Origin of the sequence: Micromonospora sp. NBS 11-29, from assembly GCF_002140155.1 — a bacterium.
In the GTDB taxonomy this organism is placed as follows: Bacteria; Actinomycetota; Actinomycetes; order Mycobacteriales; family Micromonosporaceae; genus Micromonospora.
Genome location: NZ_NAPR01000007.1, coordinates 120,921 through 142,416, shown reverse-complemented (window position 1 = coordinate 142,416; position 21,496 = coordinate 120,921). Strand labels below are relative to the sequence as shown.

General features: G+C 72.9%; 23 protein-coding genes and 1 pseudogene. 14 read left to right on the top strand and 10 right to left on the bottom strand.

The annotated features are described in order from the left end of the window. A complete protein-coding gene (locus B1205_RS10945; protein WP_089155512.1) occupies nt 1-609 on the top strand; it encodes a serine O-acetyltransferase in 609 nt (202 codons plus the stop codon). Then, complete coding sequence (locus B1205_RS10940; protein ID WP_089155511.1) at nt 606-1,652, top strand: hypothetical protein; 1,047 nt, start codon at nt 606-608, stop codon at nt 1,650-1,652. The genes B1205_RS10945 and B1205_RS10940 overlap by 4 nt, the downstream gene beginning before the upstream one ends. On the opposite strand, the gene B1205_RS10935 is transcribed toward B1205_RS10940, so the two are convergent. From B1205_RS10935 to B1205_RS10925, 3 genes are all read right to left on the bottom strand, one after another. Then, entirely contained in the window at nt 1,649-2,527 is an 879-nt protein-coding gene (locus tag B1205_RS10935; RefSeq protein ID WP_089155510.1) for a sulfotransferase domain-containing protein, read from the bottom strand. The genes B1205_RS10940 and B1205_RS10935 overlap by 4 nt on opposite strands. A 220-nt stretch (nt 2,528-2,747) precedes the next feature. After that, entirely contained in the window at nt 2,748-3,731 is a 984-nt protein-coding gene (locus tag B1205_RS10930; RefSeq protein WP_089155509.1) for an ArsR/SmtB family transcription factor, read from the bottom strand. A 160-nt stretch (nt 3,732-3,891) separates the two neighbouring features. After that, the gene (locus tag B1205_RS10925) at nt 3,892-4,833 is read right to left on the bottom strand and encodes an SDR family NAD(P)-dependent oxidoreductase (RefSeq protein WP_089155508.1); all 942 of its coding nucleotides are present in this window, start codon (nt 4,831-4,833) and stop codon (nt 3,892-3,894) included. A 73-nt stretch (nt 4,834-4,906) separates the two neighbouring features. On the opposite strand from B1205_RS10925, the gene B1205_RS10920 reads away from it, so the two are divergent. Beyond that, on the top strand, nt 4,907-5,251 hold the full coding sequence (locus tag B1205_RS10920; RefSeq protein WP_089155507.1) for a MerR family transcriptional regulator: 345 nt from the start codon (nt 4,907-4,909) through the stop codon (nt 5,249-5,251). A gap of 48 nt (nt 5,252-5,299) precedes the next feature. Here B1205_RS10920 and B1205_RS10915 read toward each other — a convergent pair whose 3' ends face one another. From B1205_RS10915 to B1205_RS10895, 5 genes and pseudogenes are all read right to left on the bottom strand, one after another. Beyond that, on the bottom strand, nt 5,300-6,802 hold the full coding sequence (locus tag B1205_RS10915) for a SulP family inorganic anion transporter (protein ID WP_254909850.1): 1,503 nt from the start codon (nt 6,800-6,802) through the stop codon (nt 5,300-5,302). A 208-nt stretch (nt 6,803-7,010) separates the two neighbouring features. Beyond that, complete coding sequence (locus tag B1205_RS10910; RefSeq protein ID WP_089155506.1) at nt 7,011-7,367, bottom strand: hypothetical protein; 357 nt, start codon at nt 7,365-7,367, stop codon at nt 7,011-7,013. 145 nt (nt 7,368-7,512) lie between these two features. Beyond that, nucleotides 7,513-7,713: a hypothetical protein gene (locus B1205_RS10905; protein WP_089155505.1), complete on the bottom strand. Its 201-nt coding sequence runs from the start codon at nt 7,711-7,713 to the stop codon at nt 7,513-7,515. Next, nucleotides 7,710-7,916: a hypothetical protein gene (locus B1205_RS10900; protein WP_089155504.1), complete on the bottom strand. Its 207-nt coding sequence runs from the start codon at nt 7,914-7,916 to the stop codon at nt 7,710-7,712. The genes B1205_RS10905 and B1205_RS10900 overlap by 4 nt, the downstream gene beginning before the upstream one ends. Before the next feature lie 735 nt (nt 7,917-8,651). Beyond that, nucleotides 8,652-9,350: pseudogene (locus B1205_RS10895) on the bottom strand (TetR/AcrR family transcriptional regulator); the annotation flags it as partial. A 102-nt stretch (nt 9,351-9,452) separates the two neighbouring features. On the opposite strand from B1205_RS10895, the gene B1205_RS10890 reads away from it, so the two are divergent. Beyond that, complete coding sequence (locus B1205_RS10890; RefSeq protein ID WP_089155502.1) at nt 9,453-10,436, top strand: NAD(P)-dependent alcohol dehydrogenase; 984 nt, start codon at nt 9,453-9,455, stop codon at nt 10,434-10,436. A 15-nt stretch (nt 10,437-10,451) separates the two neighbouring features. Here B1205_RS10890 and B1205_RS10885 read toward each other — a convergent pair whose 3' ends face one another. Then, nucleotides 10,452-11,090: an NAD(P)-dependent oxidoreductase gene (locus B1205_RS10885; RefSeq protein ID WP_089155501.1), complete on the bottom strand. Its 639-nt coding sequence runs from the start codon at nt 11,088-11,090 to the stop codon at nt 10,452-10,454. Nucleotides 11,091-11,151: 61 nt separating this feature from the next. Between B1205_RS10885 and B1205_RS10880 the strand changes: the two genes are divergently transcribed. Then, nucleotides 11,152-11,544, top strand: a complete 393-nt coding sequence (locus B1205_RS10880; RefSeq protein WP_254909849.1) for a winged helix-turn-helix transcriptional regulator — start codon at nt 11,152-11,154, stop codon at nt 11,542-11,544. Nucleotides 11,545-11,613: 69 nt separating this feature from the next. On the opposite strand, the gene B1205_RS10875 is transcribed toward B1205_RS10880, so the two are convergent. After that, the gene (locus tag B1205_RS10875; protein ID WP_176308540.1) at nt 11,614-12,972 is read right to left on the bottom strand and encodes a hypothetical protein; all 1,359 of its coding nucleotides are present in this window, start codon (nt 12,970-12,972) and stop codon (nt 11,614-11,616) included. 311 nt (nt 12,973-13,283) lie between these two features. Here B1205_RS10875 and B1205_RS10870 point away from each other — a divergent pair, with 311 nt between their 5' ends. The 9 genes from B1205_RS10870 to B1205_RS31225 form a co-directional block, all read left to right on the top strand. Continuing rightward, entirely contained in the window at nt 13,284-14,429 is a 1,146-nt protein-coding gene (locus B1205_RS10870) for a LacI family DNA-binding transcriptional regulator (RefSeq protein WP_089155499.1), read from the top strand. Beyond that, nucleotides 14,339-15,934 (top strand): FAD-dependent oxidoreductase, encoded by a 1,596-nt coding sequence (locus B1205_RS10865; protein ID WP_089155498.1) that lies wholly within the window; start codon nt 14,339-14,341, stop codon nt 15,932-15,934. The genes B1205_RS10870 and B1205_RS10865 overlap by 91 nt, the downstream gene beginning before the upstream one ends. A 21-nt stretch (nt 15,935-15,955) precedes the next feature. Further along, nucleotides 15,956-17,239, top strand: a complete 1,284-nt coding sequence (locus B1205_RS10860) for an ABC transporter substrate-binding protein (RefSeq protein WP_254909848.1) — start codon at nt 15,956-15,958, stop codon at nt 17,237-17,239. 11 nt (nt 17,240-17,250) lie between these two features. Continuing rightward, the gene (locus B1205_RS10855; RefSeq protein ID WP_254909847.1) at nt 17,251-18,093 is read left to right on the top strand and encodes a carbohydrate ABC transporter permease; all 843 of its coding nucleotides are present in this window, start codon (nt 17,251-17,253) and stop codon (nt 18,091-18,093) included. Nucleotides 18,094-18,132: 39 nt separating this feature from the next. Next, a complete protein-coding gene (locus B1205_RS10850) occupies nt 18,133-18,774 on the top strand; it encodes a carbohydrate ABC transporter permease (protein WP_254909846.1) in 642 nt (213 codons plus the stop codon). Between the two features lie 284 nt (nt 18,775-19,058). After that, nucleotides 19,059-19,793: an ROK family protein gene (locus tag B1205_RS10845; RefSeq protein WP_254909845.1), complete on the top strand. Its 735-nt coding sequence runs from the start codon at nt 19,059-19,061 to the stop codon at nt 19,791-19,793. Then, nucleotides 19,790-20,491: an N-acetylmannosamine-6-phosphate 2-epimerase gene (locus tag B1205_RS10840; protein WP_089155497.1), complete on the top strand. Its 702-nt coding sequence runs from the start codon at nt 19,790-19,792 to the stop codon at nt 20,489-20,491. The genes B1205_RS10845 and B1205_RS10840 overlap by 4 nt, the downstream gene beginning before the upstream one ends. Before the next feature lie 85 nt (nt 20,492-20,576). Next, a complete protein-coding gene (locus B1205_RS10835; RefSeq protein ID WP_089155496.1) occupies nt 20,577-20,948 on the top strand; it encodes an ArsR/SmtB family transcription factor in 372 nt (123 codons plus the stop codon). Between the two features lie 273 nt (nt 20,949-21,221). Beyond that, nucleotides 21,222-21,496 (top strand): RICIN domain-containing protein (locus tag B1205_RS31225; protein WP_254909893.1); only part of this gene is annotated, 275 nt, incomplete at its 3' end.

Here is a 21,496-nt window from a genome sequence, read left to right as displayed (position 1 = left end):
GTGGGCAGCGACGGATACGGGCGGGGCGGCCCGCCGTTGATCCGGACGGTCGTCGCGGACCTGGCCGCGGTCGCCCGGCTCAAGGGCGGCCGCCGGTTGAGCCTCACCTCGGCGATCGACGTGCTCGCGCTGCCGGGCACCTGGGCGGTGATCCTGTTCCGGGTGGCCGCCGCCTGCCACCGGACCGGCCTGCGGCCGTTCTCGCGGATGCTCTACTTCCTCAACGTCGTCATGTTCGGCGCCGACCTGGCCCCGGGCGCGCGGGTGGGGCCGGGCCTGTGCCTGCCGCACCCGGTCGGCACCGGTTGGGGCAGCGGGCTGACCGTCGGCGAAGGGGTGATCATGACCGGGGCGGTGCGGTTCGGCACCGCCGCCGCCCAGGACGAGAGCCGGATGGGCCAGCCGACGGTGGGTGACCATGTGGTCCTGCTGGACGGGGCGAAGGCGATGGGACCGGTCGTCATCGGCGACCGCGCCGTCGTCGCCGCGAACGCACTGGTGCTGCACGACGTGCCGCCCGACGCGATCGTGGTGGGCCAGCCGGCCCGGGTGGTCAAGATGCGGCACGAACGTCCCGGTGCGGCACCGGCCGACGGTACGCCCCGATGACCGCGGCGGGCGAGGCGCGGCCGGCGGTCGGCAGGTGGACCCGCCTGAGATGGGCGCTCGGCCTGGCGGTGCTCACCCCCTTCCTGGCCGAGACCGTCGCCTCGTCGAACACCCCCGCGCTGCTGTTCCCGATCCTGCTGCCGGTCTACCTGCTGGTGTACGGCCTGCCGGCGCTGCTCGTCCGGGAGGCCTGGGTGCGCGGGTGGATCGGCTGGCCGGGGGTGGTCGTGCTCGGCCTGGCCTACACGATGATCAACGAGGGGCTGGTGGCGGCCACCTGGTTCAAGCTCGCCCCCGGGACCGGCACGGTGCTCACCTTCACCTCGACGCAGGCGTTGCACGTGGCCGGCGTCAACTGGGCGGTCGCCGCGAACCTCGTGGTCTTCCACACCCTCTACAGCATCGTGCTGCCCTGCGTCCTGGTCGAGGCGCTGGGCACCTCGGCCCGCGGCCGGCCGTGGCTCGGCCGGCTCGGCCTCACCGTCTGCGGCGGGCTGGTCCTGCTGGTCGTGCTCGGCTCGCTCGGCGCGAAGGCCACCGCCCGGGTCTGCGCCGGCCCCGCGTTCGCGTCCTGCGCGGCCGGCCGGCGGGTCACCGTGCTCGCCGTCCTGGCGCTGGTGGCGCTGGCCCTGGTCCTGCCCCGGCGGCGACTCGATCCCCGGTACGGTCGCCGCCGCCCGACCGGTGGAACGCTGGTCGCCGTCGGCGCGGGCTTCACCGTGGCGTTCCTGCTGTCGTTCTTCCTGCTGCCGCTGGCGGGGCTGCCCGCCTGGTCGGTCGGCACGGCCGCGTTGCTGCTGGTCGTGGCCGGGACGGTCCTGGTGCGGTGGGGCCGGGCCCCCGACTGGGACCTGCGTGCCGCCGTGCTGCTCGCACTCGGCGCGCTGCTGCCGTCGATGCTCGTCGCCCTCACCAAGATCGCCGTCGGCCAGCCGGTCGCCGTGCTGGTCGCCGCGGTGCTGCTGTGGCGGGCACTGCGCCCGTCCGGGGCCGGGAGCGAAATGTCGTTGCCGTACCGGACCCCCGCGCGAGCGGATCCCTAGGGGGTGGCGGGCTCCTGGTCGCGGGCGGGGTAGCCGAGGAGTTCGGCGAGGTCGCCCGCGGCCGCGGTGTACGCCGCGTAGATGTCGTCGTCGAAGTGGTTGCGCCAGTCGCCGGCGGCGCCCTTGCGGTAGTGCGAGATCCGCCCCGGTGTCTCCCGGTCCTTCTTCATCCGGGTGAAGCTGTAGCGGGCGAGAAGCGCCTCCAGCTCGGCCGACGGCAGGTTGATGCCGCAGTGCCGCATCAACCGGTCCATCTCCTCGGCCTGCCGCTCGCCGGTCAGCTCCTCGTAGCGGAAGAGGCGGAACGTCTCCGCAGCCGGCGCGACCGCCCAGGACCGCATCTGCCCGAACTGCTTCTTGTCCCGCAGGCGGTCGATGACGTAGAGCATCCCCTCCTTCTTCGGCTTCTCCTGGAGGGCCCTGCGGGCCTGCGGGATGTCCCCCATCGGCGCGTGCGAGTTGCGCAGCGAGAAGTAGCTCGACACGACGACGTCCCGCGGGTCCCGGATCACGAAGAACGCCCGGTACGTGCCGGCCTTGGGGATGGCCTCGAAGCGCTTGTGGGAGAGGAAGATGGCCAGGCCGGTGCGGCCGGGCGGGACCGGCGCCGTGACGCCGCCGGAGTAGAAACGCGGGTCGTAGGGCAGCAGCCCGCAGTGCCGGTAGACCGCCGGGTCGCTGAACAGCGCCTTGATCCACTGGCTGCCCGTCTTGCGGACCGTGCAGTGGAAGATGTTGTCGAATGCGCTCCGTTCGACCACCGGAACGGTGAGTCGCATTCGGGCGTTGCGCGCTTCGAGTTGCGCCCGCCGGGCCGCGACCCGCATGGAGTTCGGCGTATTGTGCTTAGCAAATTCGACGGCGCGATTGATCATTGTCCAAAACCCAATCCGCACCCTGGTGGGCAGGGGCAACAACCGACACTTCCGTAGGTCGCGCCGACGAAACCGCGGACTCCGCAACCCCCGCCCCGCGCCCCGTCGCGCGCTAGGAATATCCCCGACCGCGCAATTGATTGTCAATCCCGGAAAAGCTGAGAACAAGCTGAAAATCCGCAATTTCTATAGGAATTGCGGATGGGTTTTCCGGCTGCCGTCAACCCACGTCGGCGGCGCCGCCCAGCAGCCGCTCACCGAGCGAGGTGAGCCGGTGCCGGACCGCTCTGCCCTGGCGGGTGGTGGCGATCAGGCCGGCGTCGCGCAGCACCGTGGCGTGCTCGCTGGCGCTGGCCGGGGAGACGGCCAGCCGGCGGGCGAGTTCCCCGGTGGTGCAGGGGCCGTCACCGATGCTGTCCAAGGCGTGCGCCCGGGTGCGCCCGAGCAGATTGACCAGCGTTCCCAGCCGGGGCGCTCCCGCCGGATCGCCGAGGACGGCGGCGAGGTCACCCGCGCGGCGGGCCAGGGACAGGAAGAGCACCAGGGGGGCCTGCTCGTCCACCCCGTTGATCCACACCGCCGGGCCCGGACCGTGGAACACCGAGGGCACCAGCAGCAACCCGCGCCCGCCGAGGTGGATGTCCTGGACGGGCCCGCCGAGACCCACCTCCAGCACCGGGGACCGCCAGCGGGCGAAGGGGGCGAGCCAGGCGAGCAGGCCGTCCACGCCGCCGTTGCCGAGCACGCGGGTGAGGGCGGAGTGCTCGGCGCTCAGCCGGTCGTGGATCCGGGACCAGTGCGGCGCCACCGCGATGCGGTGGTGGTCGTGCAGGAACTCCGCGAAGCGCCGCCGGTCGTCGCGGTCCCCCGCCGGGTCGACCTCGCCGGCGAGCCGGCGCAGCCGGGCGTGGGGCCAGCCGGCGGAGGCCGCCGCCGTCCTGATCTCCACCCGAAGGTGATCCGGACGGACGGCGAGCAGGGCGGCCAACCCCTCCTCGATGGAACCGGCGGGACCGGTGAGCGTCAACAGATCGAGCGAGCCGCGGCCGAGCAGCGGACCGTACGGGTGCGCCGGACCGGGCGCCGCCGGCCGGCCGCGTCCGGACGACCGGATGAGACTGAAACAGGTCTCGGCGAGCGGGCCCCACCCCTTCAGCAGACGAGTACGCGCCAGGTCGTCCGCGGTGAAGTGGATCCGTATCACCGGCCCTCCTCGCAGTCGCATCGCCGACGTGTCCATGGTAGAGAGGAGTCGACCCGTCACAACGAGTGCGTGTCGTGGCGCAGGACCGGGCCGCCGAGGGGCGGACGGCGCTGGCCGAGCCGGCCCGGCGGCAGGCCGTGCGCCCACCGCCGGTGTGGTGTCAGCTCAGGTAGCGGACGCCGGTCAGGCGCTCCGAGGCGTCCCACAGCCCGGTGGCGACGCGCTCGTCGGTGGCGACCGTGGCGAAGGGAACCCCGACGACCCGGGGACGGGTGCGGGAGCCGGCGGGCCCCCAGAAGAGGTCCGGGGTCGCCTGCGAGGAGGTCGCGGCGGCCAGGACAGCGACGGCGGCCGGTTCCGGATCCCGGCCGATGATCGCGGCGGCCAGCGCGGTCACCAGGCGCGTCACCGCCGAGGGGTAGGCGGCGTGCATCGGGGTGCGCGCCAGACCCGGGTGCGCGGCGAAGCTGCGTACCCGGCTGCCGGCCGCCGCCAGCCGGCGGGCGAGGTCGACGGCGAAGATCGTGGTGGCCAGCTTCGACCGGGCGTAGCCGCGCCCGGGTGAGTACCCTCGGTCGTTCCCCAGGTCGTCAAGCACCAGCTTCCCCACCCGGTAGAGCGTGGAGGAGACGGTGACCACCCGCGGGTCGCGGCCCTGCTCCAGAGCCGGCAGCAGGTGGCCGGCGAGCGCGAAGTGTCCGAGGTGGTTGGTGGCGAACTGGCTCTCCACGCCCTGCGGACTCAGCCGCCAGGGCACGCTGCTGCTGGCGGCGTTGAGCACCAGGAGATCGAGGGGCTGCCGGGCGGCGTCCACGCCGAAGCGGCCCACGCCGTCCAGGTCGAGCAGGTCCAGCCGCGCCACCCGCACCTGGTCGCCGCGCAGGCCGCCCTCTTCGACGAGACGCCGGCGGGCCTGCTCGCCGCGCTCCGGATCGCGGACGCCCAGCAGCACCTCGGCGCCGCGGGCGGCCAGGGCCCGCGCGGTGGCCAGGCCCAGGCCGCCGGCGCCGCCGGTGACCACCGCGCGGCGTCCGGACAGGTCGGGCCGATGATCGTCGGGTACGTCGAGGCGGACCCGGGAGCGATGTGGTTGAAGGCTCATGCATCCGACCGTAAAGTCTGACGTAGGTGTCAGGGTCAACCGCGATCCGACGACGACCCGGCGGGGTGGCGGGATGCGAATCGGCGAGTTGAGCGAGCGCACCGGGGCGAGCGTGCGCTCCCTGCGCTACTACGAGCAGCAGGGCCTGCTCACCTCCGAACGGCGCACGAACGGCTACCGCGACTACCCGCCCGCGGCGGTCGCGACCGTGGACGCGATCCGGTCCCTGCTGCGCGTCGGCCTGACCACCGCGCTGCTCAAGGACGTGCTGCCGTGCACCGTGGGTGAACGGTCCGAGGCCGCCTGCCCGCAGGTGCTCGGCCGCATCGCCGCGCTGCGCGACGACGTCCAGAGCCGGGCCCGGCGGCTGGCGGAGACCGGCACGTCGCTCACCGCCTACCTGCGGGACAACCGCTGACCGGCCTCACGGCTCCACCTGCTCGTCCTCATGTGGCATCCCCTCCGCTCAGGACCGGTCGGCCCGGACGCGCACCGGCTGGGAGCTGCTGGTGCTGTGGCGCTGCATCCACCGTTCGAGCGCGGTACGACAGGCGTGGTCGAGGTGGTGCACGCCGGTCAGGTCGAGTTCGGCCGGCTGCCGGGCCGGTACGGCGTCCAGGGCGTCCATCACCGTCGGCAGGCGCAGGAACGTGGCGGTCCCGCTCAGCCGGACCCGCACCGCGCCGTGCTCGCCGACCTCGACGGCGGCGTGCAGCCGGGAACTGTCCCACGCGGACTTGACCACGGCCAGCAGCAGCCCGATCAGCACGCCCTCGAAGAGGTTGAGCGCGACGACCCCGGTCGCCGTGACGAGCAGGACGACGGCCTCGCCGCGATGGCGGGACCACAACGAGGCCAGGGACCGCACGGGCAGCAGCTTGGCGCCGGCGTGCACGAGCACGGCGGCGAGGGCGGCGACCGGGATGAGTTCGAGGGTCCACGGCAGCAGGGCCGCGAACAGCAGCAGCCAGCAGCCGTGCAGCACCCTGGACGCCTTGGTCCGGGCGCCGGCCTGGACGTTCGTCGCGCTGCGGACGATCACCGCGGTCATGGGCAGGGCGCCGAGGAGGCCGCACACCGTGTTGCCGGCGCCCTGGGCGATGAGTTCCCGATCGAAGTCGGTGCGCGGGCCGTCGTGCATCCGGTCGACCGCGGCGGCGCTGAACAGGCTCTCGGCCGAGGCGATGAGCGTGAAGGCGACGATCGTGCCGACACCCGCGAGGCTGGTGAGCAGCGCGAGGGAATCGGCGCCGGGTGGCGCGACGGCGTCGAGGAGGTCGCCGACCCGCACGGTGGTGACCGGTGGGGTCAGGGCCGCGGCGGCGACCGTCGCGAGGACGACGGCGGCCAGCGGCCCGGGCACGACGCGTACCCGCCGCGGCAGCCGGGGCCAGGACACGAGGACGGCGAGGGTGGCGGCGCCGACGATCAGGGCGGTCTGCGACGCCGGTGAGGCGGCGACGCGCGACGGCAGCTCGACCAGACCGGCGATCCGGCTCGGCCCGGAATGGGGCACCGGCTGGTCGGCGAGCGCGTAGAGCTGCCCGGAGATGATCACCAGACCGATGCCGGCGAGCATGCCCTCCACCACGGACAGCGAGATCGCCTGGAACCACCGGCCGAGCCGGCACACGCCGAGCAGCACCTGTAGCAGGCCGGTGACCAGCACGATCACGCCCAGCCCGGCGAGGCCGTGCGCGTCGATGGCGTCGGCCACCAGCACGGTCAGCCCGGCGGCCGGGCCGGAGACCTGGAGGCTGCTGCCGGGCAGCGCCCCGGCGACGAGCCCACCGACGATGCCGGTGACCAGGCCGAGTTCAGCGGGCGCCCCGGAGGCGACGGCGATGCCGACGCACAGGGGCAGGGCGACGAGGAAGACGACCAGCGACGCCGGCAGGTCGCCGATCGGCACCCGCTTCGATCGGGTACGCGGGGCGGGGCCGGTCGCGACGGCCCGCTCGGTGGTCACCGTGAGCCGCGGGGGCCGAGGCCCGGTGGGGCCGGGTGCCGGGGCAGGGTACGGATGTGGGCAGCACGGGTCGGAGCAGGCATGACGGTGTCCCTTTCGAGGCGGGTGTCGGGTTGACGCGTCAGCGCAGCGCGAGCCCGCCGGGCACCGGTCGGACGGCGGGGTGGCCGGGCGCGGAGGCGTCCGGGCCGGCTCGCGCCGCGTCAGGTCAGCAGCGGTACACCCGCAGGGCGGCCAGGTCCGGTGCGGGCGGCGTGCCGCCGCGGCCGGGCCGCCGGAGGACGGTGTGCTCGGGTCCGCCGTCGCGGCGGTCCGCCACCGTGGTCGTCGTCGGGGTCTCCGCGGATCGTTGCGGCCGGACCGGCGTCCGGTGGGGCAGTGCGGTGTGGCCGGCGTGGGCGACGTGGACCAGCAGCCGGGGTGTGGGTTCCGACCGCTCCTCGAGGTGGGAGCCGGCCGCCGTCGGGCCGAAACCGACCCGATCCGCCGGGCCGTGTGCGAGGCCCACGAGCAGCACGACGAGCACAGCGAGCAGCGGAACGAAGACCACCGCCGCGCGTCTCACCGCAGGCCCCCTGAAAACGACAAACAACTCATCGGTCAACAAACACGATAACCCAGGCAGGCTGGTATCGGACCGTGCCGCGCGGGCGGCCNCTGGCCGAGTGGTTCCCCGGCCAGCACCCCGACCCCCGTTCAGATCGCCGTCCTCAGCAGGTGAACCGGGACGTGCTGGAGTACTTCGTGATGGGCACGCCGACCCCGTTGGAGAAGTAGCCGTACGTCCGGTAGGTGTAGGTGCCGTCACCGGAGCAGTTGTAGGAGAGCGCCCCGGAGCCGTTGCCGTAATAACCCACGTCGTCCAGCGTCTCCCAACCCCAGGCGCGCTGCCGCTGCAACTGGAATGTCACGCTCCCGAGCAGCCGCTGGTGGAGTAGTTCGCGCGGGCACTGCTGCCCGACTTGAACGGAGCCCCCGCCACCACGCCGCACGCCTGGCTCACCATGTCGTTCGACCCGGCTGCGTCGGCCGGCGCGGCCCCTCCGAAGAGGCCGGCCAGCAGCGTCGCCGCCGCGCCGGGCACCGCCCACCGGACCACCGTCGCGCTACGCATTCTCGTGTCCTTTCTCGACCACGGAGCCGTCTCTGCGGTCAGCAGGAGATCCAGGCGACGTTGCCGACCTCGACGCCGTTGTTGTTGTTCCTCAGCGAGACCTCGTACTGGTGGCTGCCGGAGGCGCAGGTGGTGCTGAGCGTGATGTTCCACGGCCCGTACGAGGAGATCGACGACCTGACCGCACCGTCGCGCGACAGGGACGCCGTGAGCGAGGGGCGTCCGGTGCAGCCGGCCGCNGTAGGCGTACATGCCGCAATACGGAGCGGCGGTCGACGCCGCCGATGCCGCGGTGTCGGGGCCGGCCATTGCCGGCGTGGCCGGGCCGAACGCGACGCTCCCGAAGAGGGCCGCGCCGGCCAGCATGACCGACGTTCGCCGTGTGACGCGGATACTCATTTTCTTTCCTTTCGTCGAATAGGCGACAACCGCCATTTCCTCGGCCTGTCCATCCGTTTGATGACCGGCCTTCGACGACAAGGATCCGTTTCCGCGTCGACCGTCCTCAACTCGTTTCGGTCTCCACCGAACAGTCGTCCCGAAATCCAATGTGAATCATTTGCCGGGCGGCGTCGACCCGCGTCCCGATCAGGTCCGTCGATGTTCGCCGAGCAGCGCGTCCACCAGGATCTCCCGGAGCACGGCGTTGTCCAGGCGACGCTGCGCCCGGTGCCCGCGCACGCCGACCACCTGCCTGACCTGGCGCGACACGAGCATGGCGGCGNCCGGGCCCGGCGACGTCCAGCCCTGTCGGTGCAGCCGTTCGATGCCGTCCAACAGCAGGTCCAGCGCGAACTCGAACTCGAACTGGTCGTCGCAGCCCGACCCGACGATCGAGTCGTCGTCGTGGGCCGCCGCCGCGGCGACCTCCGCGAGGTGGGGGAACCGGGCGGCTGCTTCCGGCGGAAAGCCCGCCGAGGGCTCGGGCTCGGCCGGGCCGGCCCGGCCAGCAGCCCGGGCGGCGTCGAACAGCTCCTGGCTGAAGCCCAGGGCCCGGCTGCCCATCGTGTGCATGACGTGGTGCGTGAGGTCGACGGAGAGCCCACCGGCCCGGAACGTGCCGGCGATCGAGTCGAGGTGGGCGAGCACGGCCGGCGTCGCCACGTTCCGTGACTCGATCGCGAGCGGCGCCCAGGGGTGTCGGCTCAGCACCTGCCGCGCGGAGAGGACGCGCCGGCGGATCGCCTGCTTCCAGTCGAGGCCGGGCACCGGCGGCTCGATCTCGCCGACGACCACGTCGATCATGCCGTCGAGCAGTTCGTCCTTGTTGGCCACATGCTTGTAGAGGGCCATCGGCACGACGCCCAGGTCCTGGGCGAGGTTGCGCATGCTGAGCGAGTCGATGCCGGCCGTGTCGGCGAGGGCGACCGCCGCGCCCAGGATCCGCTCCCGGCTCAGCGGCGTCCGGCGCAGCACCTCTGCCTGCTCGACCATCTCGTCCTCGTCTTCCCCGGCGGTGGATGAACCATAACCACCTTGACAGGTGTACGCCGTACACCGACCATTGGTGTACGGCGTACACCCTGGGAGGGCGAGATGAAGGCGATCGTGCAGGACCGATACGGCTCACCGGAGACACTGCGGCTCGCGGAGGTCGCGGTGCCGACGCCCGGCCCCGGCGACGTGCTCGTGCGGGTCGAGGCCGCCGCGCTCAACGCCTACGACTGGCACGCCATGCGGGGTGACCCGCGGCTGGCGCGGCTGGCCATGGGCCGGTCCCGACCCCGGGCGCGCATCCGGGGCCGGGACTTCGCCGGTCGGGTCGAGGCCGTCGGCGTCGACGTGTCGCAGGTACGCCCCGGCGACCCCGTCTTCGGCGACCTCGGCGACGCCAACGGCGCGTTCGCCGAGTACGTGTGCGTACCCGAGGCCCTGGTCGCACCGACGCCGGCGAACCTGACGCCGCAGCAGGCGGCGGCCCTGCCGCTGGCCGGCGCCACCGCGCTGACGGGACTACGCGACGCCGGGCGGGTCGAGGCCGGCCAGCGCGTCCTGATCAACGGCGCCTCCGGCGGCGTCGGCACCCTCGCGGTGCAACTGGCCAAGGCGTTCGGCGCGACCGTGACCGCGGTGTGCCGCACCCGCAACGTCGACCTGGTCCGTTCCCTCGGCGCCGACCACGTCGTCGACTACACCCGCGACGACTTCACCCGCGGCCCGCACCGCCACGACGTCGTGTTCGACCTGGTCGGCAACCGCTCGCTGACCGCGCTACGGCGGGCGCTGACCCCGACCGGAACGCTGGTGCTCTCCGGCGGCGGGGTGTACGGCGGCGGCAGCCTCGTCGGGCCGGTCTGGCTGATCGCACGCGGGCGACTGCTCGCGCCCCTCGTCCGGCAGCGCGTCGTCGTCCTCACCACCACGCCCGGTCGACACCACCTCGACGCGTTGCGCGCCCACGCCGAGGCCGGCCACCTCACCCCGGTCATCGACCGCGCCTATCCCCTGCGCGAGGTCCCCGACGCCATCCGCTACCTCGAAGGCGAACACGCGCGGGCGAAGGTGGTCATCACGCTCTGACGGCCCTCGGCCTGGTCAGTTGAAGACGGATGCCCGGGTCCGGTGCAGCGTGGGCCGCTCCACCTCGTCGACCACCGCGACGGCCAGGTCCGCGTAGGACAGCCGGCCCGCCGGCGCGGTCTCGCCGCCGAGCCGGTAGCGCCCCAGGCGCGGAGCGTCCACCTCCAGCAGTGCCGGCGGGGTGAGCATCGCCCAGTCGGTGGCCGTCGCCGCGCCGCGCAGGTGGTGCAGCCCGGCGGCGTGGGCCAGCGCGAACGGCCGGAACTCGGCCGGCAGCACGTCGGGATCGTCCAGCAGGGGGCGGCCGCTGTCGTCCAGTAAATTCGCGAACAGGCCGATCACCACCAGTCGCGCCACGCCGGAGCGCAGGAGCGCGTCGGCGGCCCGGCGGAAGAAGTCGGGGTCGAGGTCCAGTTCGGCCAGGGCCGCCGGGCCGGAGGCGGGGCTGACGGCGTGGACCGCCGCGTCGTGCCCGGCCACGGCCTCGGCGACCGATCGGGGGTCGGTGACGTCGCCGCGGATCGCGGCGGGCAGGTCGGGGTGCCGGGCCGGCTCCCGGACGACGGCGGTGACGGAGTGGCCCCGGCGCAGGGCCTCGGTGGTGACGGCGCGGCCGGCCCGGCCGCCGGCGCCGAAGATGACGATGCTGGGCATGGCGCGACGCTAACCGCGGGCACCCTGGTTACCGCAACGGTACCGGCCTAGGCTCGCCAGCGTGACGTCGAGCCTGCCGAGGGACATGTTCGACCGTGCCTGCCCGTCGCGCGTGATGCCGTTCCAGATCGGCGACAAGTGGACCGCGATGGTGGTGCTGTGCCTGGAGCACGGGCCCCGCCGGTTCAGCGAGCTGCGGGTCCCGCTCCGCACGGTCACCGCGAAGGTGCTCGCCGAGACGCTGCGCGCCATGCAGCGCGACGGCCTGGTGGTGCGGGACGCCTACGACGAGAACCCGCCCCGCGTGGAGTACTCGTTGACACCGCTGGGGCGGAGCCTGCTGACGCTGATCGAGGCGGCCCGCGCCTGGTGCGCGGAGAACATGGCCGACCTGCTCGCCGCGCGGGCCGCCCACGAGTCGCGGCGTGACGGTCCGCGTCCGGGCGGTGGCTGAGGCCGGTGCGGGCGCGGACGGCGGCTGCGGGACGGCACACCGCGCCGCCCCGCAGCACACGGCGATCCGTCAGGTGCCGCGCTGGTCGTGCGGCACGGTGACGGTGACGGTGCAGCCGACCGGCCGTCCGATCTCGTCGTGGCCGGCGTAGGTCAGGCGGTACACCCGGTCGCCGCCGGCGCCGGCCCGCTCCGCCCGCAGCCGGCCCGCGGCGTCCGGGGTGCCGGTGGTGAAGCCGTCGACGTCGGTGGCGTCCCCGCCGGTCACCCCGGTGAGGGTGAACGCGTGCGGGCCGAGCACGCCGTCGCGCAGGTCCACGGTCACCCGGACGTCGATCATCCTGTGGTTCGGCGGCCAGAGGACCGGCCGGTCCACGGCGCAGTCCAGCGGCCGTACCGGAAGGGGTTCGGTCAGGGCGGCGGTGGCGTGGGCGATCGTCGCGGTGAGCCGGCCGCCGGCCTCGTAGTACATGTGCGCGGTGCGGCCGTCTAAGTAGAACGTCGGCGCGGCCGACCGGCCGAGGTCGGGCGCGTCGGCCAGCGAGTCGTGCACGACGCCGAGGTGGATCTCCTGGTCGAAGTCCCGCCCGACGTCCACCGCGTGCATGTTTCCGTCGGCGGCGTGGTAGATGACCAGGTTGCGGTCCTGCCATCGGAGGAAGAACGGCCCGGAGGCGTTGGGCCCCTCGTCGCCCTGCGGGGTGACGAGCGGGTCGGGTTGGATGGTCCAGTTCCGCGCGTCGTCGGAGACGGCCCACCGGATCCGGCGGGACACCGGCCCGGTGGGGCCGGGCGCGCCGCCGGTGGGGTTGTCCATGAAGACCATCAGGTAGCGCGTGCCGAGGCGCGGCACGGACTGTTCGAACACCCGGGCGTACGACGTCTCGCCGCCGGTGCTCGCGTCCCGGCTGACGGCGGTGCCGCCGTAGTCGAAGTGGATGCCGTCGTCGGAGGTCGCGTACCGGGTGATCGAGTTCTCGCCGTGGAAGTAGAGGAACAGCTTGCGCTCGCTCTCGATCCAGACCGCGTGCGGCGAGGAGATGTGGCTGACCGTGGGATAGTGCGGCAGCCAGGTGTTGGCGATGAGCGGGTTGGCGTCGTACTCGGTCCACGGGCCGTCGATCGAGTCGGCGTACGCGAGGGCGATGCCGCCGGGGCGCTCGTGCGGCGCGTAGTACAGGTAGTAGGTGCCGAGCGGGTGGGCGAAGTAGTCGGCCGCCCGGATGACGCTCGGGAAGATGAACTCATTCGTCGGGTTGTAGGTCAGCGTCTTCTTGTCGAAGGCGGTGCCCGCGTAGGTGAACCTCGGGAGGTCCGGGCCCGGGTCGGCGGCGGCCGGTGCGGCGCCGCCGACGGCGAGGGCGAGCAGGGCGGCACCGGCGCCGGCGGCGACGGCGCGTCGGGGGGACGGGACGGGTGGTCGCGGCATGCGTCTTCCTGTTCTGTCGGGGGTGACACCGAGGACAGGGATAACTCTCGGTAGAAGTGCAGGCGTCAGCGACCGTCGAGGCCGATCGCGGGCCGACGTGCTAATACGTATTAGCAACGATGTTTCTCAAATGTTGCGCGCCCGGCCCGACTCCTGTCAAGAGGTCGGGCGACGGCTCGACTAATGCGCATTACTCCTGGGTGTTCATCGGCCGGAAATCTTCGTCGACGTCTTGACACGGGCAGGGCGAGCGGCCAAGCTCCATCCCAACGCGACCGCTAATACGCATTAGCGACCCGGAAGGACCCGATGTGACCACTCCCCCCAGACGTGTTACCCAGCGTGACATCGCGCGGATGGCCGGTGTCAGTCAGGCGACCGTGTCGCTGGTGCTCAACAACCGCACCGACGCCGACGTCCGCATCGCCCCGGAGACCCGGGACCGGGTGCTGCGGGTCATCTCCGAGACCGGGTACGCCGCCGACCCGGCCGCCCGCCGCCTCGCCTCCCGGTTCAACCGGATCATCGGCGTCTTCACGTACGAGCCGGCCTTCCCCAGCGGCAGCCGGGACTTCTTCCACCCGTTCCTGCTCGGCATCGAGGAGTACGCCGAACGCGTCGGCTGCGACCTGCTGCTGTTCACCAGCGCACCGGTGGTGGACGGCCGGCGGCGCATCTTCCACCAGGACAACCGCCTGCGGCTGGCCGACGGGTGCATCCTGCTCGGCCGCGAGATCGACGCCGCCGAGCTGCACCGGCTCAACCGCGACGAGTACCCGTACGTCGCCGTGGGCCGCCGCGACGACGCCGGCGGCCCGGTCCCCTACGTCGGCGCCGACTACGCCACGGCGGTGGGCCGGCTGGTCGAACGGGCGCTGCACATCGGCCACCGGCGCCTGACGTACCTGGGCATGGGCATGACCGCCGAGTCCTCGCGGGACCGGCGCGGTGGCTTCGACGCGGCGGCGGCCGGCGCGGAGAGCGCCCGGCAGGTCACCGCCACGGCCGGGGCGGCGGACGCCGCCGTCGACGACCTGTTGACCGACGGGAGCACGGCGGCCTTCGTGGAGGACTTCGCCACCGCGGTCGCGCTGGCGTCGGCCGCCCGTCGACGTGGCCTGTCCGTGCCCGGCGACCTGTCCATCGTGACGCTCGGCGACCCGACCGTGCCGGTACCCACCGACATCGCGTTCACCGGGTTCCACATCCCCCGCGAGGAGATGGGCCGGCAGGCCGTCGAGGTGCTGACCGGCGGCATCGACGGCGGCGCAGCCGGGCCCCAGCAGCGACTTCTGCCCTGCGAACTCGTCGNGTCGACCGGCACTGACCGGTCGACCGCGCAACTGGAAGGAAGCAAGTGGTATCAATGCGTGCGGACGTCCTCGTCGTCGGGGGCGGACTGGGCGGTGTCGCCGCGGCGCTGGCCGCGGCCCGCGCCGGCCGGTCCGTCGTCCTGACCGAGGAGTTCGACTGGCTCGGCGGGCAGCTCACCAGCCAGGCGGTCCCGCCGGACGAGCACTCCTGGATCGAGCAGTTCGGCGCCACCGCCAGCTACCGGGAGCTGCGTGACGGCATCCGTGACTACTACCGCCGGCACTACCCGCTGACCGAACGGTCCCGGGCCTGGACCGACCTCAACCCGGGCGCCGGCTGGGTCAGCCGGCTCTGCCACGAGCCCCGGGTCGCCGTCGCCGTGCTGGAGCAGATGCTCGCGCCGTACCGGGGCTCCGGGCGGCTGACCGTGTTGCAGCCGTACCGGCCGGTCGCGGCCGAGACCGACGGCGACCGGGTCACCGGCGTCACGCTCGCCCACCGGGACCGGGACGACCGGATCGAGGTGGTCGCGCCGTACGTGCTGGACGCCACCGAGACCGGTGAGCTGCTGCCGCTGACCGGCACCGAGTACGTCACCGGCTTCGAGTCCCAGGCGGAGACCGGTGAGCCGAGCGCACCGGCGCAGGCGCAGCCGATGAACATGCAGGCGGTCTCCGTCTGCTTCGCGCTGGACCACGTCGACGGCGACCACACCATCGACCGGCCCGCCGGATACGACTTCTGGCGCGACTACAAGCCCGACTTCTGGGGCGACCGGATGCTGTCCTGGCGGTCGCCGCACCCGCGCACGCTGGAGATCGTCGAGCGCAGCTTCACCCCGAACCCGGACGACGACCCGTTGAGCGTCAACGCCGACCAGCGGCTCAACCCGGGGGACGGCAACCTGTGGACGTTCCGGCGCATCGCCGCGCGGCGCAACTTCGTCGACGGGGCGTACGGCAGCGACATCACGCTGGTCAACTGGCCGATGATCGACTATTTCGAGAGCCCGGTCATCGACGTGCCGAACGCGTCGTGGCACCTGGCCAAGGCGCGCGAGCTGTCGTACTCGGTGTTGTACTGGCTCCAGACGGAGGCCCCCCGCCCGGACGGCGGCACCGGCTTCCCCGGCCTGCGGCTGCGGGGCGACGTGACCGGCAGCCGCGACGGGCTGGCGCAGGCGCCCTACATCCGGGAGTCCCGGCGGATCCGCGCCGAGTACACGGTCGTGGAGCAGGACCTCTCCCTCGCGGTGCGGGGTGAGCACGGCGCGGTGAGCTACCCCGACTCGGTCGGCGTGGGCATGTACCGCATCGACCTGCACCCGTCGACCGGCGGCGACAACTACATCGACGTCGGCTCCTGCCCGTTCGAAATCCCGCTCGGTGCGCTCATCCCGCAGCGGATGGAGAACCTGCTGCCGGCCGGCAAGAACATCGGCACCACGCACGTCACCAACGGCAGCTACCGGCTGCACCCGGTCGAGTGGAACGTCGGCGAGGTCGCCGGCCTGCTCGCCGACTTCTGCCTGGCGCGGGGCGAGTCCCCGCGCGCGGTCCGCGGCACCCCCCGCCTGCTGGCCGAATTCACGGACCGCGTCTCGGCCGCCGGCGTCCAGCGCCGCTGGCCGCGGATCGCGGGCTACTGAACCCCCGGTGAGGAGAACATAGTGAAGACACGAAAGGGCCTGGTCGCGGTCGCCGCGGCGCTGTCCGGCGCCCTCGCGCTGACCGCCTGCGGCGGTGGCGGCGAGGCGAAGGACGACGGCCCGGCCAGTCTGCGGATGACCGTCTGGTCGGCCAACGAGGCGCATCTGAAGCTGTTCAACGAGATCGCCGACGAGTACCGCAAGAGCCACCCGGACGTCACGGAGATCAAGTTCGACCCGCTGCCGTTCGAGAACTACACCACCACGCTGACCACGCAGATCGCCGGCGGGAACGCGCCGGACCTGGCGTGGATCTTCGAGAACTCGGCCCCGGACTTCGTCGCCTCGGGCGCGCTGCGCCCGCTCGACGACACGCTGAAGAAGGCCGACGGATACCAGTACGACGACCTCTCCCCCGCCACGCTCAAGCTCTGGCAGGACGACGGCAAGCTGTACGCGTACCCGTTCTCCAGCTCGCCGTTCGGGGTGTTCGTGAACACCGACATGGTGAAGAAGGCCGGGCAGAAGACGCCGGCCGAGCTGATCGCGGCCGGGCAGTGGACCTGGGACAACGCCCTCGCCACCGCCGGGGCCACGGCGGCGAAGTCGGGCAGGGCCGGGCTGGTGATCCGCGACTTCGACTACAAGGGCTGGGACAACCTGTCCACGTTCTGGACCGGCTGGGGCGCCCAGGCGTGGAGCGAGGACGGCAAGAGCTGCGGCTTCGCCAGCCCGGAGATGGTCGACGCGATGACCGCCCTGCACAAGGGCATCTTCGCTCAGAAGGCGCTGCCCGGACCGGGTACGACCGCCGACTTCTTCGCCGGTGACGCGGCCATGACGATCACCCAGATCTCGCGTGCCTCGCTGCTGAAGGAGGACGGCTTCGGCTGGGACCTGGTCCCGCTGCCGGCCGGCCCGAAGGGCCCGTACGCGGTGGTCGGTCAGGCCGGCCTCGGGGTGATGAAGAAGAGCCCGCACGCCGAGCAGGCGGCCGACTTCCTCGCCTTCTTCACCAACCCCACCAACTCGGCGAAGCTCGCCCAGTTCTTCCCGCCGCCGCGCACGTCGCAGCTCACCGCCGAGACGCTGGGCAAGACGAACCCGAAGCTCAAGCCGGAGCAGCTCCAGAAGGTGGTCATCGACGGCATCACCAATGGCGTGGTGAAGCCCAGCCACGCCGGCCAGGCGGAGCTGAGCCAGCAGGTCCGCGCCGGCCTGGACCCGCTGTGGCAGTCGAACGCGGACGTCAAGGGCGTGCTCGACGGCATCTGCGCCAAGATCCAGCCGCTGCTGGCGAAGTAGGGCCGACGATCATGACCCAGACGGACACCAGGGTGGGCCCGGCCGCTGCCGGGCCCGCCCCGGGCCGGGCCCGGCCGTTCTGGACCACTCGCCGCCGGGACCAGCTCACCGGTTACCTGTTCATCGCGCCGCAGTTGCTCGGCAGCGTGCTCTTCGTGATCGTGCCGCTGGTCCTGGTGGTCTGGTACAGCCTGCACGAGTGGAACGTGCTGGCCGGGACGTTCGACTTCGTCGGCGCCGACAACTACGCCGCGCTCGCCGACGACCCGAACCTCGGCTCGGTGCTGCGGGCCACCGGGCTGTTCTCCGTCGGCCTGGTGGTGCTCAACCTCGGGCTGGCGTTGCTGCTGGCGGTGCTGCTCAACCAGAAGCTGCGGGGCACGATCGTGTTCCGCACCCTGTTCTTCTCCCCCGTGGTCGTCTCGCTGGTGGCCTGGACCATCGTCTGGGGCTTCCTGCTGCAGAAGAACGGCGGGATCAACGGCCTGCTCGACACCGTCGGTGTGACCGGACCGAACTGGCTGCGCGGCGAGGGCACCGCGATGCTGTCGGTCGTCGTGGTGCAGGTGTTCAAGAACGTCGGCCTGAACATGGTGCTGTTCCTGGCCGCCCTCCAAGGCGTGCCGGCGGACCTGTACGAGGCCGCCGAGGTGGACGGCGCGAGCCGGATGCGCCAGTTCTGGCGAATCACCGTGCCTCTGATCAGCCCGACGATCCTGCTCACCTCGATCATCACGGTGGTCGGGTCGCTCCAGGTGTTCGCGCAGATCGCGGTGCTGACGCAGGGCGGACCCGGCACCTCGACCACGGNGCCACGCTGTCGATCCTGCTCTTCGTCATCGTGCTCGCGCTGACCGTGCTCCAGTGGCAGATGCGCAAGAGGTGGGTCTTCCATGAATCGTGACGTGTCCCGGCGGACCAAGCTGGTGCTCTACGGGGTGCTGCTGGTCCTGTCGATCCCGTTCGTGTTCCCAACCTGGTGGATGGTCACCTCGTCGCTGCGACCGGTGGCGGACATCTTCTCCTTCCCGCCGCAGTTGCTGCCGACCGACCCGAGGCTGGACGCCTACCGGCGGGTGTTCGAGTTGCAGCCGTTCGGGCAGCAGTACCTGAACAGCCTCTACATCGCGCTGCTGGTCACCGTCGGCACGCTGGCCGTGGCGGCGCTGGCCGGGTACGCGTTCGCGCGGATCCGGTTCCGCGGCCAGAACGTGCTCTTCCTGGTCGTCCTCGCGGGCCTGCTCATCCCCAGCGAGGTGACGATCGTGCCGCTGTTCCAGATGTTCTTCAAGGCCGGGCTGATCGACACCCACTGGCCGCTGATCCTGGTGCCGATCTTCGGCGCGCCGAGCGTGCTGGCGACGTTCATCATGCGGCAGTTCTTCATCAGCCTGCCCGGTGAGCTGGAGGAGGCGGCCCGGGTCGACGGGTTGGGCCGCCTCGCCACGTTCTGGCGGATCGCGCTGCCGCTGTCTCGGCCGGCGTTGGGGGCGGTCGCCATCTTCACGTTTCTGCANCCCTGCCGCAGGCCCTGACCCAGTTCGTCGACGCGTACGGCGGCCCGATGTGGGACGTCCAGCTCGCGGCCGCGTCGATGACGGCGCTGCCGGTCCTGGTGGTGTTCGTGATCGCGCAGAAGCAGTTCGTCGAGGGGCTCGCGCACACCGGCCTGAAGGGATGACGTCGCCGCTGGTCGGGGTCGACATCGGCGGCACCAAGACCGCCGCCGCCCTGGTCGGCCCGGACGCGCGGGTGCGGGCCCGCCGCCAGGTCCCCACCCCCGCCCACGCCGGGCCCGAGGCGGTGCTGGNCCGGCGCGGTGGGGGTCGGCACGGCGGGCACCGTCGACCCCACGAGGGGCGTCATCCGGTACGCGACCGACAGCCTGCCCGGGTGGGCCGGCACCCCGGTCGCCGACGCGCTGGCCGCGCGACTGGGTCGACCCGTGCGCGTCACCAACGACGTCAGCGCCGCGGCGCTGGGCGAGTCCTGGGCCGGCGCCGGGCGAGGTCGTGGGCATCTGCTGCTGGTGGCCGTCGGCACCGGGCTGGCCGGGGCGGTCGTCCGACAGGGCCGCGTCGAGACCGGCGCCCGGGGCGCGGCCGGCCAGCTCGGGCACCTGCCGGCCCCGGGCGCCGACCGGCTGCGGTGCGGCTGCGGCCGGTACGGGCACCTGGAGGCGATCGCCTCCGGCACCGGGCTGGCCGCCGCGTACACCGCCGTGACCGGCACCCCGGTCACCGGGCGGGGCGTGGCGGAGCGCGCGACGGCCGGCGACCCGGCCGCCCGGCGGGTCGTCGACCGGGCCGGCGCCGTCCTCGGCGCGTCCCTGGCCGGGCTGGTCGCCCTGCTCGACCCGGCGGTGGTCCTGCTGGCCGGCGGGGCCGGCGACACGCTGCTGCCCGCCGCGTCCGCCGCCTACCACGCGGAACTGCCCGCGGGCTGGGCCGACGTGCCGCTGCTGCCCGCCGCCCTGGGGGCCGACGCCGCCCTGGTCGGCGCCGCCCGGCTCGCCGCCACGACGATCGACGAGAACGGAGGAACCAGAGCGTGAGTCTCCTGGACGACCTGGCCGGTGGGCTGGTGGTCTCCTGCCAGCCGCTGCCCGACGAACCGGACGACCCGATGCGGGACCCGTACGTGCAGGCGCGGGTGGCGGCCGCGGCGGTCCGCGGCGGCGCGGTGGCGGTCCGGATCAACGGGCCGGACGACGTCCGCGCGGTGCGGGCCGCCGTCGACGTGCCGGTGATCGGGCTGTACAAGCACGGCAGCGCGGACGTCTTCATCACCCCGACCGCCGACCACGCGCTGGAGGTGGCGCGGGCCGGGGCACACATGATCGCGGTCGACGCCACCGACCGCCCCCGACCGGACGGGCGCGGCTTCGCCGACACGGTCCGGGCGATCCGCGAGCGGACCGACGCCCTGGTGCTGGCCGACGTGTCCACCGTGGCGGAGGGCGTCGCCGCCGTCGCGGCCGGCGCGGACGCGGTCGCCACCACGCTGTCCGGCTACACCGCCGCCAGCCCGCCCGGCGACGGACCCGACCTCGGGCTCGTGACGCGACTCGCCGCGCTGCTGCCGGTGCCGGTGCTCGCCGAGGGGCGTTACCGCACCACCGAGCAGATCGGACGCGCCTTCGCGGCCGGGGCGCACGCGGTGGTGACGGGCAACGCCGTCACCTCGCCGCTGTGGATCACCCGCCGGCTGGTGCCGGCGACCCCCCGCGCGGCGGGTGCCGGTCGGGGCTGACGCCCGCGCGAGCATCTCTCACGGCCGACGCGCCATCGAGGTACGCTGCCGGTTTTGCCGGCCCATCGATGGTGTTGGTGCAACTATGGACGACGTGGGAACTGCGAAAACTGCCATGCCGTCCATCTCGCCGCTGACCGGCGAGCCGATCAAGCGTGCCGACGCCGAGCGCCTCGCCGGCGTGCTGAAGGCGTTCGCCGACCCGGCTCGGCTGCGGCTGATCAGCCTCATCCAGTCCGCCCCCCAGGGCGAGGCCTCCGTGACCGACCTGACCGCCCCGCTCGGGCTGTCCCAACCGACGGTGAGCCATCACCTGCGGATCCTCACCGAGGCCGGTCTGCTCGAACGCGAGAAGCGCGGCGTCTGGGCGTACTACCGGGTGGTGCCGTCCGCGATCGCCGCCATCGCCGACCTGCTGACGCCGCCGCGCAAGCGGGCGACGAAGCGCGCTCGCTGAGCACGGTGTGATGCCGGGGCGCCCGTAGCGCGCACCCGGCACCACCGATGTGGTCTAATTACTGGCGTCGATGTTCGCGCTAACATCGATGCCCGGCTGGCCACCACCAACGGCACCTCCGGCATCGAGACGCGTGCGGGCCTCGCGCCGGAACCGGGCGCCGGCGGTGGGTTCCTCCTGCGTGCGCCAGCGTTCCATCGACGGCCATTCCCACCCGTGAGGCTCCGCGCCGGTACGGACGGTCCCGGAGCCCTGCGCATCCGAGGAGCCGTCATGCTCATCCCCCGTCCCCGAACCGTCCGGTCCAGACGCGTACACCTGTTCCTCGCCGCCCTGTCCCTCACCCTGGCCGCCGGCAGCACCGTGCTGGCGGCCACGACGCCGATGGCGTCCGCCGCACCCGGGCCGGGCTCCGTGGTGGGCGCGCAGTCCGGCCGCTGCGTCGACGTGCCGAACGGCAGCACCACCAACGGCACCCAGGTCCAACTCTACGACTGCACCGGCGCCGCCGCGCAGACCTGGACGTACACGTCGGCGAGACAGTTCAC